Origin of the sequence: Brenneria corticis (assembly GCF_003115855.1) — a bacterium.
Lineage (GTDB): Bacteria > Pseudomonadota > Gammaproteobacteria > Enterobacterales > Enterobacteriaceae > Brenneria > Brenneria corticis.
Genome location: NZ_KZ819081.1, coordinates 1 through 16,671, shown reverse-complemented (window position 1 = coordinate 16,671; position 16,671 = coordinate 1). Strand labels below are relative to the sequence as shown.

Below are 16,671 nucleotides of genomic sequence, written 5' to 3'. Positions count from 1 at the left end.
TAATCATCATGCAAAAAGTGATCACCGTCTGCCCTTATTGCGGGTCGGGCTGCAAAATTAACCTGCTGGTGGAAAACGGCAAGGTAGTGGGCGCCGAGGGCGCCAACGGCGTCACCAATGAAGGCGAGCTGTGCCTGAAAGGCTATTACGGCTGGGATTTCCTTAACGACACCAAGCTATTGACGCCCCGGCTGAAACAACCGCTGATTCGACGCCAGAAAGGCGCGCCGTTTGAAGCGGTCTCCTGGGATGAGGCGATTGCGTTCGCCAGTTCCCGTCTGAAAGACATTAAAGAGAAGTACGGCGCGGACGCCATTATGCACACCGGCTCTTCCCGCGGTCCGGGCAATGAAACCAACTATGTGATGCAAAAATTCGCCCGCGCCGTTACCGGCAATAACAACGTGGACTGCTGCGCCCGCGTTTGCCACGGCCCTTCCGTCGCCGGTCTGCGGGTTACGCTGGGCAACGGGGCGATGAGCAACTCCATCTGCGAAATCGAGCATACCGAATGTATTCTGGTATTCGGCTATAACGCCGCGGATTCGCACCCCATCGTCGCCCGCCGCATCCTGAAAGCCAAAGAACGCGGCGCCAAAATCATTGTCTGCGACCCGCGCCGCATCGAAACCGCGCGCATCGCGGATCTCTGGCTGCCGCTGAAAAACGGCTCCAATATGGCGCTGGTCAACGCCTTTGCCAACGTGCTGATCAATGAGGGCCTTTACAACAAGGAGTATGTGGCCCGCCATACGGAAGGATTCGAGGAGTACAGCCGCATCGTCGCCAAATACACCCCGGACTATGTCGCCGATATCACAGGACTCTCTCCCCAACTGGTGCGCGAGGCGATGCGCATGTTCGCCGCCGCCCCATCCGCCACCATTTTGTGGGGCATGGGCGTCTGTCAGTGGGGCCAGGGCGTGGATGTTGTCAAGGGCCTGTCCGGGCTGGCGCTGTTGACCGGCAACCTGGGGCGGCCGAACGTCGGCGTCGGTCCGGTGCGCGGCCAGAACAACGTTCAGGGCGCCTGCGATATGGGAGCCCTGCCGGATATGTTCCCCGGCTATCAATCGGTTACCGATGAGAAAATCCGCCATAAATTCGCCCAGGCCTGGGGCGTGCCCGAACTGTCGGACAAGGTCGGTTATTCCCTTACCGACGTGCCGCACAAGATTAAAGAAGGAAAGATCAGAGCCAACTATGTGATGGGCGAAGATCCGCTGCAAACCGAGCCGGATCTGTCGATGATGCGCGAGGCGTTCAACGAACTGGAATTGCTGATCGTGCAGGATATCTTTATGACCAAAACCGCGGCGGTGGCTGACGTTATTCTGCCGGCGACGTCGTGGGGAGAGCATGAAGGGGTCTATTCCGCCGCCGACCGCGGTTTCCAGCGTTTTTACAAAGCCGTAGACGCGCAGGGCGACGTCAAGCCCGACTGGGAAATCATCAGCCTGATGGCGACCGCGCTCGGTTATCCGATGCACTACAACGATACCCAGGAAATCTGGGACGAAATGCGCCAGCTATGCCCGCTCTATTACGGGGCGACCTACGAGAAAATGGCCGGTCTGGGCTACGTGCCGTGGCCGTGCGCCACCGAAGACAGCCCCGGCACCCCGTGGCTGTACGAAGGCAACCAGTTTGCCCGTCCCGGCGGCAAAGGCCTGCTGTTCGCCACCGAGTGGCGGCCGCCGATGGAGCTGGTGGATGAAAGTTATCCGCTGGTGCTGTGCACCGTGCGTGAAGTCGGCCACTACTCCTGCCGTTCGATGACCGGTAACTGTAGCGCGCTGCAAACGCTGGCGGACGAACCCGGCTACGTTCAGGTCAACCCTGAAGACGCCGAACGACTGGGACTGAGCGATCAGCAGCTGACCTGGATTTCCTCACGGCGCGGTAAGGTCATAAGCCGCGTGGCCGTCAGCGAGCGGGTCAATAAAGGCGCGGTGTATATGACCTATCAATGGTGGATTGGCGCCTGTAACGAGCTGACGCTGGACCACCTCGATCCGATTTCCAAAACCCCGGAATATAAATATTGCGCGGTGAAACTGGAAGCGATCGACAACCAGCAGTGGGCGGAAAACTACGTCCAGCAGGAATACAGCCAGCTGAAAGCCCATCTGCGCAAAACCGCGGAGGAAGTGAATTAACCCCGCGCGGCCGGCGATCCCGGCCGCTATCCGCAACGGGAGCGGCTATTAAAACGGCGTTCTATTCAGCGCTTGTCGGAAACGTGGAGGGAATGACATTCACTCCACGCGCTCGATGCTTTTAGCCGAGATCCCCATACGCTGCATGCGCGACAGCAGCGTGGTGCGCTTCAACCCCAGCTTTGCCGCCGCGCCTTTCGGTCCGGCGACAATACCGTTGGTTTCTTTCAGCACGCGGATAATCCGCTGGCGTTCCGACTCTTCTTTATTATCTTCATTATCTTCCGCTATGGGAGCCGCCGGCGGCGCAGCGGGTTTAGGCGTTTCCAGCGGAGAGAGGTGGTGTTGCAACTCGGCCAGCTGCAAATTCAGCGTGGAGCCCTTGGTGAGGATCACCGCCCTTTCAATCACATTCTCCAGCTCGCGCACATTCCCCGGCCAGGGGAGCCGGCTCAGCTGACGCAGCATGTCAGAGGGAATACTGTCAATGGTGCGGTTCATCCGGCGCGCAATCTTGCGGGTAAAAAACTTCGCCAGCAGAGGAATGTCTTCCGGCCTTTCGCGCAGCGGCGGTATCACGATAGGAAAGACATTCAGGCGATAGTAGAGATCGCTGCGGTATTCCCTATCGGCCACCATCTGTTGCAGATCGCGATTGGTGGCGGCGATCAGCCGCACGTCTACCGGGATCACTTTGCTGCCCCCCAACCGTTCTATCTCCCGCTCCTGCAATACGCGCAGCAGTTTGGGCTGCAGCTCCAGTGGAATATCGCCGACTTCATCCAGAAACAGCGTGCTGCCGTCCGCCACTTCAAAACGGCCCTGTCGCAGATGGCTGGCGCCGGTAAAAGCGCCCTTCTCATGGCCGAAAAGATCGCTTTCCAACAGGCTGGCGGGGATTGCCGCGCAGTTCATTTTCACCATGCGCTTGCTCTGACGCCGGCTCAGGCGATGGATGGCGCGGGCGATAAGCTCTTTCCCGGTTCCGGTTTCCCCCAGAATAAGCACGGTACTGTCGCTGCCGGCCACCATTTCCACCTGCTCCAGCACCTGACGGATCGCCGCGCTGCGTCCGATGATTTCGCCGAAGGCGTCGCCTTCCGCACTTTGCGTCCGTTCGGTCAGCATTTCCGTCAGATAAACATTCTCGTGAATCAGGCTGTCTTTCAGACGGGTAATCTGCTCATAGGCCAGCGCGTTATCCAGCGCAATGGCGATACGCGACGCAATCTGGCGCAGCAATTTCATTTCCGCATCCCGCACCGACAGGTCGCGGTGGTGCGCCAGCTCCAGAACCCCCAGTACGCGATTACCGAACGCCAGCGGCAGCAGGCAGGCATGTTGTAATTCGCCGTCGAACCACTGCGCCAGATAACGCGGCCGCCCCGGCCGCGCAGCGGACTCGCCGTTATCGATAAGCATCGCCTCGTTAGTCCGCATCACTTCGGCGGCGTGCGTTTCCGCCACATCCAGCGCTCCCGCGCCTGAGCGCGGCGCATGCCCGGCGAGGTAATGCGTGGCGTAATACTTCAGCGTTTTATCGTCGTCATCCCGTAAGGCCAGCGCCACAAAGTCGATATTGAAAAAACGGTGGATCTCCTTTGAAACCTCCTGCGCCAGCGCTTTCAGCTCCCGCTTGGAAATAACGGTATTGGTCACATCGACCAGAATGCGGAAATGGTCGCGCTCATGGCGCAGTTTCTCTTCCTCACGCTGGGCCAGCTCTCGTTCGCCGATGTTCTCCAGCACCAGCGTAATTACCGCGGACAGCGCCTGGAAAAAAGTAATCTCGCTGTCGTCGAACCGGCTGCCGTCGGTTTTGATAAACTCGACGCCCCCCAATGCGCGGTGCGGCGTCAGTAACGGCAGTTGGCAATAATCGCTGAGCCCGGCATAGGCGGGTTGATCGCCAAGATGGGGAAAATCGCGCCGGAAACGGGCTTGGTCGCAGTGCAGCGGCATATGGGTATGCCATACCGTGCCGCCGGGGCCATCCAATAACAGCAGGGCTTCTTCACTACAGTGGGTTTTATTCGCCTCGCGGTCGCGGCGATAAAACAAGGTCTGATTATGCAACGGGTCGATCAACAGTAGATTGACCCGCCCAAAGCGCACCACCGAAAAAGATAAGCTATCCAGCACCTGTAACACGGCATCGATACTGCGTTGTTGCAACAGTGTCTGCGACACTTTCAGCAAGGCGTCCTGCCACAGAATGGACAGCCGTGATGGAGAATCCGTCAGTTGTATCGCCATAATCACCGCAATAAAATCCATAACCAATAAGGTGAATAGTGTAGGGATTAACTGGCGGGAATCCTACGTTGCCGCGTCAATAGATTGATCTGAACCGGGGTTAGCCGCCATGAATAACAGCTTGCGCCGCCCTAAAATAATAATAAGAATTATTTATAAGAACCTTTTGCTTACTTTACTTTCAATAAATCGCCGCCGGCCGGATTTTATTTTAATTCATATTGCCGAATATCAGAAATCATCGCCATGGCGTAATCGCAGTCGTTAATTAACATAAAAATCACTTTTATTTATCATTGGAAATACAAATATTCTTCTCGGCACTGCCTGACCTCGCAGAGCGCGCCGTGCGTACAAAATTCTATTTATTGTTAATAGCCTTATTATTATAAGTAAATCTGATAACACGGTAAGTCGCTGATGAACCACGGGAACAGAATAGGCTATCTTTTTGTTTTTTATGTATTTGATAAAAAATCTCCCGAACCGGCGCATCAATGTCACATCCGTCATCGTCATAACTTCGTTATCAACATGCGTTTTTTGCATTGAATTGCCATGATATGCATCTCATCACATAGAAAAAAACGCCAAAAAATCAGAATCAATGTAATATCGGGCAGGCAGACACGACATCCCCAATAACAGTCAGGGTGCTGGTTCAGTGCGTTCAAGGAATACGCATCGTTTCCCACGCTGTAATAATACTGTGTGTTGTCTGAATCTATTCACCAACATGAGGTTTATATGCAAAGGCAGAAGTTACTTATACAGATAGTCGTCGCTATCTTATTAGGGATATTAATAGGATGGCTTTGTCATCAATATCTTGATGGCGGGCGAGCAAAGGAAATCGCCTCTTATTTCAACATGGTTACCGATATTTTTCTGCGTTTGATCAAGATGATCATTGCCCCGCTGGTGTTCTCCACGCTGGTTTCCGGCCTGGCAAGCATGGGCAACTCTTCCGCGGTCGGACGTATTGGCCTGAAGGCCATGACCTGGTTTATCACCGCATCTTTCCTTTCTCTGCTTATCGGCATGGTGCTGGCTAATTTCTTCCAGCCCGGCGGCGGTATGAATCTGGAAGTTCCCGCCACGGCGGCGCACGTCGCCACCGGCCTGAACACCGACGGCTTTACGCTCAAGAACTTTATCAGCCACATCTTCCCGAGAAGTATCGTGGAAGCCATGGCCAACAATGAAATTCTGCAGATCCTGGTCTTCTCGCTGTTCTTCGGTTCAGCGCTCGCCTACGTGAAAAACAAGAACAAAAGCGCGACGGCGATTGCATCGATGATCGAAGAACTGGCCAAGGTCATGTTCCGCGTGACGGACTACGTGATGAGCCTGGCGCCGATTGCGGTGTTCGCCGCCATCGCGTCCGCCATTACCACCCAGGGACTGGGTCTGCTTTACGACTTCGGCAAGCTGATCGGCGAGTTCTACCTCGGTCTGGCGATACTGTGGGCGGCGCTGTTCCTGGTTGGCTACGCTTTCCTCGGTAAACCCATTTTCACCCTGGCGAAACTGATCCGCGAACCGACCGTACTGGCTTTCGCCACCGCCAGCAGCGAGTCGGCCTATCCGAAAACCATGGAAGCGCTGACCAAATTCGGCGTGCCGAAGAGAATAACCAGCTTTGTGCTGCCGCTGGGTTACTCGTTCAACCTTGACGGTTCAATGATGTATCAGTCCTTTGCGATCCTGTTTATCGCCCAGGCTTACAACATTGATTTAAGCGTGACGCAGCAAATCCTGATTCTGCTGACCCTGATGATCACCAGTAAAGGGATGGCCGGCGTCGCCCGCGCCTCGGTGGTGGTGGTCGCCGCCACGCTGCCGATGTTTAGCCTGCCGGAAGCGGGTATCCTGCTGATTATCGGTATCGATCAGTTCCTGGATATGGGCCGTACCGCCACCAACGTCATCGGCAACAGCATCTCCACCGCCGTCGTCGCCAAACTGGAGAACAGCATTGGCGAACCGGAGGAGGAAGAAGAAGCGGAAATTGTCTATCAGGAGGCCAATGCGAACCGGTAATTAACCGTTCGTCTGGATCCTCTGGATATGGCGGCCTTACGGCCGCCATACTCTTTTCAGCGCCCGAATTTACTGCTGACTCAGGCTTTTCAGATAACGCCAGAACTTCTCCGAGGCCATATTCAACCGGGTATCGAGGCGATAAATATAGACGCCCATGCGCATAACCGCATGCTCCATATTGATGATGGCGAGCGTTTTATTTTTCAGCTCTTCCTGAATCGAATAATCCGGCAACCAGGCGATGCCGTACCCCTGCCTGACCATCCTTTTCAGCAAATCACTCATTGAAGAGACAAAGGTAATGGCGAATTTATCGCTGTCGATGCTGGCGAGATAGCGGTTTACCTGGCGCCCCATATAGCTGCTGTCGGTGTAGTTCAGCAAGGGCACGGAGGGCGCGTTGATATCGAACAGCGGTTTGCCCGCGCTATCACAGGCGCAGACCGGATAAAGACGGGACTCCAGTATTTTCTCATGCATAAAAGGCTCGGACATCAGCTCTTCATTGTAAAAAGAGAAAATAAAATCGCTCCGTCCCTCTTTAAGATTCAACACCGCCTCATCCACATCAATGGATTCGACGTAAAATATCTTTTCCTGCGTCTCCGGCACCCCTTTGAGCAACTCCGGCATAATAAAAATGGATAACGAATGCGCGGCGGCGATCGTTATTTTATTTTTATAATTACTGCCGCCGTGCAGTTTATTCAGCTGATATTCCAAATCATCCAGCGTATTGCGAATATGCGCGTGAAAAACGCGACCCTGTTCGGTTAATTGCAAAGGCGAGGAGCTGCGGTCAAAGATATCAAAACCGATGGCGCTTTCCAGCGCGCGAATACGACGGCTGAATGATGACTGAGAGATATTTCGTTTTTCGGCGGCGACGGTAAAACTGCGGAACTCCTCCAGCGCGATAAAATCATAAAGCCATTTGGTTTCGATATTATTAAGCATGTAATTTCACCGATTCTATTTTACCGCGCGGTTAAAACCAAGAAAAGCATAAGGATGCCGTGTGCTATGCAAATCATACATAGCGCATGGGGATTTAGCAATTCACATTCCTCACCAATATACCCAAAGTAATCGCTGTCGCGGCCGACAACGCGGCGACGTAAAACTCAGGGATACGTGAGAGTATTCCTTCAGATTCAAAAACCTATGGGGAACAGCATGAACCGTTTAGTGGGTATTCTTGGCGGCATGGGACCGGGCGCCACCGTTGACGCCATGCAAAAGCTGATAAAAAACACCCCGGCCTACCGCGACCAGGATCATATCCCGATGATTGCGGTTTCCATTCCGGATATTCCTGACAGAACCCAATGCATTCTCGACCATAGCGCGTCGCCGTTGGAAAAAATGATTCAGTATATGAAGATCCTGGAAAATGCCGGCGCCGAGTGCATTATTATTCCCTGCAATACCGCACATTACTGGTTCAACGAATTAAAGTTGCATAGCCGTGTCGACATGATCAGCATTATCGATGCCGCCTGTCAGGTTATTCGCGATAAGAAAATAGCCAACGTCGGACTGCTGGCCACCACCGCCACCATCAAGGCGCAGATTTATCAGCGCCATTTGGCGGAAAGCGGTATTGACTGCCATATTCCGCCGGCGGCGGAGCAAAGCGCGGTGATGGAAAGCATTTATGCATATAAGTCGGGCGACGCGGAAAAAGCGCATAGCCTGTTAACGCCAATAAAAGATCGCCTGCTGCGGAGCGGCGTCGAAAAAATCATTCTGGGCTGCACCGAGCTGCCGCTTATTCTGCAACAGGAGATCAAACACGCCCCCGAAAACTATATTGACGCCACCGAAGCGCTGATCAAAAAAACCGTCGAGTGGTATTTTGCGCCGATCCGTGGGAATAAGGCCGCGGCCTAAGTAAGATAGTGTTAACTCGCTTCCATTTTTATTTCCTGCTGTTGCGGGCGCCCGTATTACTGCTCATCATTACGTTTTGATGACTTTGAATTAGCGTGGAACAGCATGATTAATGTGGCGCTGATAGACGATCACATCGTTGTACGGTCTGGCTTTGCGCAGCTTCTGACATTGGAAAAGGATATTCAGATCATCGGGCAGTATTCCTGCGCGGCGCAGGCATGGCCTCACCTGCTCAAACAGCCCATTGACGTGGCGGTGATTGATATCGCCATGCCGGATGAAAGCGGCCTGAGTTTACTTGCCCGCCTGCGCCGGCAGCGCCCCGGCTTTCGCGCCATTATTTTGAGCATCTATGACACCAGCGCCTTTGTGCAAAGCGCGCTGGACGCCGGCGCCGGCGGTTATCTCACCAAACGCTGCGGTCCTGAGGAGCTGGTGCAGGCGGTCCGCACCGTCAGCGGCGGCGGGTTATACCTGTGCGCCGACGCCCTGCGCGCCATACGCCACCAGCAGCAATTGCCGCGGGAGCTGCTGGCGCTGACGCCGCGCGAGCGGGAAATATTTACCCTGCTGATCAACGGAATAAGCGTAAAGAATATTGCGGAACGGCTCGCGCTGAGCCACAAAACCGTGCACGTCCACCGGGCCAATATCCTGGGCAAGCTACAGTGCGCCAGCACGGTCGAGCTGGTGCATTTCGCCCTACAGCACCAGCTGCTGCCGGGAAACTGATCGATGCGCCGCCTGCGTTCCGCCGGCATGATGCTGTTTCTGGGCTTTTTCTACGGCTTGAGCTGGCTGGCGCTGTGGACAATCAGTTTCTATCTGAGCAATAACGGCCAACAGGCGACGCTGCTGTTGCCGCAGGGACTGCGGCTGGCGCTGATGATCCTGCTGCCGCGCAAATACTGGCCGACCCTCCTGCTGACGGAAACGGCGCTTCAGGGCTGGCTGATCGGCGAACAGCTGCTGACCCGGCGGCTAATGCTGCTCTCACCCTGGCTGAGTCTGCTACCGGCGGCGCTGACGCATAAAATCTGGCATCGATATACCCTTTACTGGCAGCGGCTGCTGTTATTGCTGGCCGCCCTGACGCTGAACAGCATGCTGCACGGCATGTTTATCGGCCCCTGGCTGGATACGCAGCTGACCCAGACCCTACTGGCGACCTTTACCGGCGGCGTGCTGCTGATTCCCTTTACCTATCTGATCCATGAGTACATCAAGCAGCAGCACCTGCAAACCCTGCTGGCGCAGGCGATCCCCGATCCGCCGCTGCGCACCTCCCTGCTGATTTGGTGCTCGCTGTTTTTCTCGATCGGCGTCTGTCTGCAAATCACCTTTACTCCGGAAATGGAGCGCCTGCTGATCATTTTCGTTTTCCTGCCGAACGTGGTGATGGCCTACAAATTCGGCTGGCAAGGCGGGGTGCTCTCCGCGGTGCTGGGCAGCCTGATGATTACCATCACCCGTCAGGTCAGCGGCGCCTTCAACGACCTGCGCGAACTGGAGCTGTTCTTGTCCACCCAGGCGCTGTTGGGCATCGGGCTGGGGATCGCCATCAGCCGCCAGCAGCAGTTGGCGCAGCGCCTGCAACGCTACCGCCAGCAGTTGGAGCAGGAGCTGAAAACCCGCCGTCGGCTGATGGAGCGTATCATTCATACCGAAGAGGAGGTGCGCAAGGAGATCGCCCGCGAGCTGCATGACGATATCGGGCAGAACATTACCGCCATCCAGATTCAGGCCATGCTGGTCAAGCACAGTACGCCGGAGGAAACCGTTCGGCATGCCGCCGGGCAAATCAGCGATCTGTCCCAGCGGATTCATCACACCACCCGGCAACTGCTGCACCGGCTACGCCCCCCGGTGCTGAATGAAATGGTGCTGGATCAAGCCCTGCGCCATCTGGCGGATGAGTTCGCCTTCAATGCCAGAGGCATCGGCTTCCAGCTGGATTATCAACTGCCGCAGCAGGCTTATGACGATGTGGTGATCTTTACCCTTTACCGGCTGGTGCAGGAGTTGCTCAACAACATCAACAAACACGCCTCTGCCCGGCATATCGCGGTGGCGCTCTACCGGCGCAACGATCTGATCACCCTGGAAGTGACCGACGACGGCATCGGCATCCCGCCGCACAAAACCGACGGTTTCGGCCTGCGCGGCATAGAAGAACGGGTACGCGCCCTGGGCGGCAACTGGCAGGTTCAGGCCAGAAACCATTCTTCGGCCGCCGACGAAACGGCGCGCCCGATGGGGACGCGGATAATTGTTAACCTGCCCACAAAATTTAAACAAAAGGCCGGATAACTAGGAATTATTCCTAATGCCCTACAACCTTATCTCATCCCTTTTCTCTTTCTTCCCCCTACTCTTCCCTCAATGTGACGGAGATACCCATGCAGGCAACCACGCTTTCAGCGACACAAATCAGCCAGCGCTACCGTTACTGGCGGCCGCGCCTGCTGATATCGATGATTATCGGCTACGCCACCTTTTATCTGACCCGGCGCAGCGTCAATTTCGCCATGCCGGTGATGCAGCTGGAACTGGGGTTGACGAAAGACGATATCGGCCTGCTGGGTACGCTGTTTTACCTGTGCTACGGCGCCTCGAAGTTTATCTCCGGCATGGTGTGCGATCGCAGTCAGGTACGCTGGTTTATGGGCGTCGGGCTGCTGATCACCGGCATATTGAACATCTTGTTTATGTTTTGCCAGTCGCTCGGCGGGCTGTTGCTGGTCTGGGCGCTGAACGGCTTCTTTCAGGGATGGGGCTGGCCGCCGTGCGCCAGACTGCTGACCAGCTGGTATTCGCGTAACGAGCGCGGCTTCTGGTGGGGGTGCTGGAACACCTCGATCAATATCGGCGGCGCGGCGGTGCCCTTACTGGCGGGCTATCTGGCCGCGGAATGGGGCTGGCAGGCGGCGCTGCTGGTGCCGGGCATCATCGGCATCCTGATTGGGCTGTGGCTGTGCCGCCAGCTGTGCGACAAGCCGCAGCAACAGGGGCTGCCGAGCGTCGGCCAATGGCGGCGCGACGCGCTGGAAATCCGCCAGGAACAGCAAAGCCCGCCGATGCCGATGCGGCAAATCCTGCGGGAGACGATCCTGGGCAACCGCACCATCTGGCTGCTGGGGGTTTCCTACATTCTGGTGTACCTGATCCGCATCGCCCTGAATGACTGGGGCAATATCTGGCTGGCGGAAAGCCACGGTTTCAACCTGCTCAGCGCCAACGCCACGCTGTCGCTGTTTGAACTGGGCGGCCTGGCCGGCGCGCTGTTTGCCGGCTGGGGATCGGACCTGCTGTTTCGCGGCCAGCGCGCTCCGATGATCCTGCTGTTCGCGCTGGGGCTGTTTCTGACCATGAGCGCGCTGTGGCTGGCGCCGGTGCATCATTATCCGCTGCTGGCGGCCTGTTTTTTCAGCATCGGCTTTTTCGTTTTCGGCCCGCAAATGCTGATCGGCCTGGCGGCCGCCGAGTACAGCCATAAGGACGCGGCCGGCACCGTCACCGGTTTTCTGGCTCTGTTCGCCTATCTGGGCGCGGCGTTGGCGGGCTGGCCGCTGGCCCAGGTGTTGCACCACGCCGGCTGGTCCGGATTTTTCACCCTGCTGGCGCTGGCGTCGGCCTGCATCGGGCTGTTGCTGATGCCGCTGCTGATGGCGGGCATCAGCCAGCGGGAAACGTTGAAATCGCTGTAACCTCAATACCCTAAGAAAGGAAAACATAATGAAACTGACTACCCTTACCTCTCTGATTGCCGCCGGGCTGACGCTGGCCGCCGCCGCGACCAGCGCGCAGGCCGCCGGACGCCTGGTGATTTACTGTAGCGCCACCAACGCTTTCTGCGAGGAGGAAGCCAAGGCGTTCGGGGCAAAATATGACGTCAGAACCTCGTTTATCCGCAACAGTTCCGGCAGTACGCTGGCGAAGGTCGAGGCGGAGAAAAGAAATCCCCAGGCGGACGTCTGGTACGGCGGCACGCTGGATCCGCAGTCTCAGGCCGGCGAAATGGATCTGCTTGAACCTTATCTGTCACCCAATCTGCAACATATTTTGCCGCAGTTCCGCGACCCGGCCAAACGCAAGGGCAACTACTCCTCCGCCGTGTACGTGGGGATCCTGGGCTTTGGCGTCAATACCAATCGCCTGAAAGAGAAAAATCTGCCGGTGCCGCAATGCTGGAAGGACTTGACCGATCCCGTCTACAAAGGCGAAATCCAGGTCGCCGATCCGCAAAGCTCCGGCACCGCCTATACCGCGCTGGCCACCTTCTCGCAGCTGTGGGGCGAGGCTCAGGCGTTTGATTACCTGAAAAAACTCAACGCCAACGTTTCGCAATACACCAAATCCGGCATCGCCCCGGCGCGCAACGCCGCCCGCGGCGAAACCGCCATCGGCATCGGTTTTCTGCATGACTACTCGCTGGAAAAAGAGAAAGGCGCGCCGTTGACGCTGGTTTCCCCCTGTGAAGGCACCGGTTATGAAATCGGCGGGGTCAGCATCCTGAAAGGCGCGCGTAATCTGGATAACGCCAAGCTGTTCGTGGACTGGGCCTTATCGAAAGAGGCCCAGGAGCTCTCCTGGAAGAAAGGCCAGTCCTACCAGATCCTGACCAACACCACCGCCGAGACGTCGCCGCTGTCGCTGAAGCTGCAGGACCTGAAGCTGATCAACTACGACATGGATAAATACGGCGCGGCGGACGTGCGTAAAGAGCTGATCTCCAAATGGGTTAACGAAGTAAAAATGGGGAAATAGCCGTTTATGGGGTAAATGCCCGGCGGATAAAGCGCAAACGGCAGGGCCGCCGCCATCGGCTTATCCGCCGGCACGACGTCATTAAATACTAATAACAATCCCGCTTAATGAATGATGACAACACCAGGGAATCCATCATGTCACACACCATAACACTGGCGCCGCCGCGCAAACGAGACCCCATCTTTCTGTGGCTGGCGCTGATAGCGGCCTCCTTTCTGCTGCTGCCGGCCTGGAGCCTGGATTACGGCCTGTTTGACGTCTCGCGTGATGAACTGCTGGAGGCCTACAGTTGGTCGAGCCTGAATGTCAGCCTGCTGTGGTTCGCGCTGCCGCTCGGCCTGTTGCTTCGCCCGCTGGCGGCCGCCGGCCGCGAACGGCGCGGGCGGCATCGCGCTGACGCGGCCTACGCGCTGTTCTGCGCCCTCTTCGTGGTGATCGGCTCCGCCCTTGAAGGACGGGGCATGGGTTACGCCACCATCCCGCTGTTTATCGCGCTGGGGGCCATCATCACCCTGTCGCTGTCGCGCCTCGACTGGCTGGGCGGCGATCGGTTCGTTATTGGCTCGCTGGTCGGCATCATTGCGCTGATCGGGGTATTTATTCTTTACCCCAGCATCGCCATTTTCATCCCCATGTTCACCAACAGCAGCGGCGAGTTCGCGCCGCTGCTGTTTATGCAGATACTGCAGCAAGCCCATATTTTACAGGTGATCGGCAATTCGTTCATGCTGTCGGTGGCGGTCGGCGTCGGCTGTACCTTTTTCGGTATGGTGCTGGCCATCTACACCTCGCGCATCGCCCGGCGCTCCGCCATTATCGGCCGGGTATTCTCCATCCTGCCCATCGTTACGCCGCCGTTCGTGGTCGGGCTAGGGGTGACCCTGATGATGGGGCGCTCCGGCTACGTCACCGAACTGATGGTCGACTGGTTCGGATTAACCAACACCAACTGGCTCTACGGCTTTACCGGCATCTGGCTGGCGCAGGTTCTCGCCTTTACCCCGATGTCGTTTATGATCCTCGAAGGGGCGATTAAAACCATCCATCCGTCGCTGGAGGAAGCCTCCTACACGCTGCGCGCCAACCGCTGGCAGACCTTTCGGCGCGTCTTTCTGCCGCTGCTGAAACCGGCGCTGGCCAACTCGTTCCTGATCGTTATCGTGCAGTCGCTGGCGGACTTCAGCAACCCGCTGGTGCTGGGCGGCAACTTCGACGTTCTCGCCACCCAGATCTATTTCTATATCGTCGGCGCCCAGCTGGATTATCAGGCGGCCAGCACGCTGGGGGTGATCCTGCTGCTGTTCTCCCTGGCGGTATTCTGTATCCAGTACCTGTGGATCGGCAAACGTTCCTACGTCACCATCTCCGGGAAATCCTACCGTGGGGACGTTCAGCCGCTGCCGGTGTCGCTGGTGTGGATCGTCAGTATTCTGCTCTATTTGTGGATTGCCTTTAACTTCCTGCTGTACGGCAGCATTTTTTACGGCAGCTTCACCGTTAACTGGGGAGTCGACTACACCCTGACGCTGGCCAACTTCAGCAAGCTGTTCGGACAGGGCTTCAGCGAAGGCGCCTGGCCCTCCATGCTCGATACCCTGCTGTTCGCCGGCATCGCCGCGCCAATCACCGCGCTGTTCGGGCTACTGATTGCCTATATCGTGGTGCGCCAGCAGTTTCATGGCAAGAAGACCATCGAGTTCACCACCATGCTGTGTTTCGCCGTGCCGGGCACCGTGGCAGGGGTCTCTTATATTCTGGCGTTTAACAACGCGCCGATATATCTGACGGGCACCGCGGCCATCGTGATTATCTCGATGGTGATGCGCAACGTGCCCGTCGGCATCCGCGCCGGGATCGCCGGGCTGGGCCAGTTGGATAAATCGCTGGATGAGGCGTCGCTCAGCCTGCGGGCGGGTTCGATGCGCACCGTGTTTTATATCCTGCTGCCGCTGCTGCGCCCGGCGATCCTGTCGGCGCTGATTTACAGCTTTGTGCGCGCCGTCACCACCGTCAGCGCCATTATCTTTCTGGTGACGCCGGACACCCGGGTCGCCACCTCCTACATTCTGAACCGGGTGGAAGACGGCGAATACGGCATGGCGATTGCCTACGGCTCCATTCTGATTGTGGTGATGCTGGCCATTATTTTCCTGTTCGACTACCTGATCGGCGAAGCGCGGGTTTCCCGCTCCAAAGCCCAGAACAGCGACTAAGCGGAGTGATTACCTTGAATACTGTAAACCAACAAGCGACGGCAACCTCATTTAACGCCGGCCCACAGGGCGCCCGTCATAAGAACTTTGTTGAACTGAAGCACGTCACCAAACGTTTCGGCCACAACACCGTTATCGACGACCTCAATCTGGCTATTCCGCAAGGAAAAATGGTCACGCTGCTCGGCCCCTCCGGCTGCGGCAAAACCACCGTACTCCGCCTGGTCGCCGGGCTGGAAAAACCGACGGAAGGCCGCATCCTTATCGACGACGAAGATGTGACCGAACGCTCCATTCAGCAGCGCGACATCTGTATGGTGTTCCAGTCCTACGCCCTTTTTCCGCATATGTCGCTGGGGGAAAACATTGGTTACGGGCTGAAAATGCTCGGGCGTCCGAAGGCGGAGATTAACCAGCGGGTAAAAGAGGCGCTGGCGCTGGTGGACCTGGACGGGTTCGCCGATCGTTTTGTCGACCAGATCTCCGGCGGCCAACAGCAGCGAGTGGCGCTGGCCCGCGCGTTAATCCTCAAGCCCAAGGTTTTGCTGTTTGATGAACCGCTAAGCAACCTGGACGCCAACCTGCGCCGCAGCATGCGCGAGAAAATCCGCGAGCTTCAGCAGCAGTTCAATATCACCTCGCTGTATGTGACCCATGATCAAAGCGAAGCCTTTGCGGTTTCCGATATGGTGCTGGTAATGAACAAAGGCAAAATCATGCAGCTGGGCGCGCCGCAGGAGCTGTATCGCCAGCCGGCGTCTCACTTTATGGCCAGCTTTATGGGGGATGCCAACATCTTCCCGGCGGCGATCGCCGATGACAGCGTGGCTATTTACGGCTATAAACTGCCGCGCCCGCCGGGGTTCGCCGCGGGCGCGGGCGAATGCACGGTCGGCGTGCGTCCGGAAGCCATCACCCTAGGCCTGCAAGGCGAGGAAAGCCAGCGCTGCACCATTACCCAGGTCGCCTATATGGGGCCGCAATACGAAGTACAGGTGGAGTGGCACGGGCAATCCCTGCTGCTGCAGGTCAACGCCACCCAGCTCCAGCCGAATCCGGGGGATAGTTACTTTTTACAGATTCACCCCTACGGGATGTTTGTGCTGGCGGATAACGAACCGGCGAATAAATAGCCGGCGCCGGTATCGGGTGCGCGGGCGCCCGATACCGGACAGCGGGATAAATTACCGCAGATTGCACATTCTCTCGCCGAACGGTTCAAATATATGGTCGCCGCCTTTGACATGCGCGATACACCCCGTTATGATGCGCCCCGTTCACACGATTCCTCTGTAGTTCAGTCGGTAGAACGGCGGACTGTTAATCCGTAT

Annotated in this window: 11 protein-coding genes; 9 read left to right on the top strand and 2 right to left on the bottom strand. The window is 56.9% G+C overall.

The window, feature by feature from the left end:
- Window positions 1-8: 8 nt before the first annotated feature.
- Window positions 9-2,159: a formate dehydrogenase subunit alpha gene (gene fdhF, locus DDT56_RS13115; protein ID WP_136166891.1), complete on the top strand. Its 2,151-nt coding sequence runs from the start codon at window positions 9-11 to the stop codon at window positions 2,157-2,159.
- Between the two features lie 99 nt (window positions 2,160-2,258).
- Here fdhF and flhA read toward each other — a convergent pair whose 3' ends face one another.
- On the bottom strand, window positions 2,259-4,415 hold the full coding sequence (gene flhA, locus DDT56_RS13110) for a formate hydrogenlyase transcriptional activator FlhA (RefSeq protein WP_136166890.1): 2,157 nt from the start codon (window positions 4,413-4,415) through the stop codon (window positions 2,259-2,261).
- 747 nt (window positions 4,416-5,162) lie between these two features.
- Between flhA and DDT56_RS13105 the strand changes: the two genes are divergently transcribed.
- Window positions 5,163-6,458 (top strand): dicarboxylate/amino acid:cation symporter, encoded by a 1,296-nt coding sequence (locus DDT56_RS13105; protein ID WP_136166889.1) that lies wholly within the window; start codon window positions 5,163-5,165, stop codon window positions 6,456-6,458.
- A gap of 69 nt (window positions 6,459-6,527) precedes the next feature.
- On the opposite strand, the gene hypT is transcribed toward DDT56_RS13105, so the two are convergent.
- Window positions 6,528-7,418: a hypochlorite stress DNA-binding transcriptional regulator HypT gene (hypT, locus tag DDT56_RS13100; protein ID WP_136166888.1), complete on the bottom strand. Its 891-nt coding sequence runs from the start codon at window positions 7,416-7,418 to the stop codon at window positions 6,528-6,530.
- 219 nt (window positions 7,419-7,637) lie between these two features.
- Between hypT and cuyB the strand changes: the two genes are divergently transcribed.
- The 7 genes from cuyB to fbpC all read left to right on the top strand — a co-directional run bounded on the left by cuyB (window position 7,638) and on the right by fbpC (window position 16,473).
- Window positions 7,638-8,354, top strand: a complete 717-nt coding sequence (gene cuyB, locus DDT56_RS13095; protein WP_136166887.1) for a cysteate racemase — start codon at window positions 7,638-7,640, stop codon at window positions 8,352-8,354.
- 105 nt (window positions 8,355-8,459) lie between these two features.
- Window positions 8,460-9,089: a response regulator transcription factor gene (locus DDT56_RS13090; protein WP_136166886.1), complete on the top strand. Its 630-nt coding sequence runs from the start codon at window positions 8,460-8,462 to the stop codon at window positions 9,087-9,089.
- Between the two features lie 3 nt (window positions 9,090-9,092).
- Window positions 9,093-10,667, top strand: coding sequence for an MASE1 domain-containing sensor histidine kinase (locus DDT56_RS13085; protein WP_136166885.1), 1,575 nt, complete (start codon window positions 9,093-9,095; stop codon window positions 10,665-10,667).
- A gap of 89 nt (window positions 10,668-10,756) precedes the next feature.
- Window positions 10,757-12,064 carry an MFS transporter family glucose-6-phosphate receptor UhpC gene (uhpC, locus tag DDT56_RS13080; RefSeq protein ID WP_136166884.1) on the top strand — a complete coding sequence of 436 codons (1,308 nt, stop codon included), beginning with the start codon at window positions 10,757-10,759 and terminating at the stop codon, window positions 12,062-12,064.
- Between the two features lie 28 nt (window positions 12,065-12,092).
- Window positions 12,093-13,124: an ABC transporter substrate-binding protein gene (locus DDT56_RS13075; RefSeq protein ID WP_136166883.1), complete on the top strand. Its 1,032-nt coding sequence runs from the start codon at window positions 12,093-12,095 to the stop codon at window positions 13,122-13,124.
- Between the two features lie 137 nt (window positions 13,125-13,261).
- On the top strand, window positions 13,262-15,340 hold the full coding sequence (locus tag DDT56_RS13070) for an ABC transporter permease (RefSeq protein ID WP_136166882.1): 2,079 nt from the start codon (window positions 13,262-13,264) through the stop codon (window positions 15,338-15,340).
- Between the two features lie 14 nt (window positions 15,341-15,354).
- Window positions 15,355-16,473: a ferric ABC transporter ATP-binding protein gene (gene fbpC, locus DDT56_RS13065; RefSeq protein ID WP_136166881.1), complete on the top strand. Its 1,119-nt coding sequence runs from the start codon at window positions 15,355-15,357 to the stop codon at window positions 16,471-16,473.
- The last annotated feature ends 198 nt before the right edge of the window (window positions 16,474-16,671 follow it).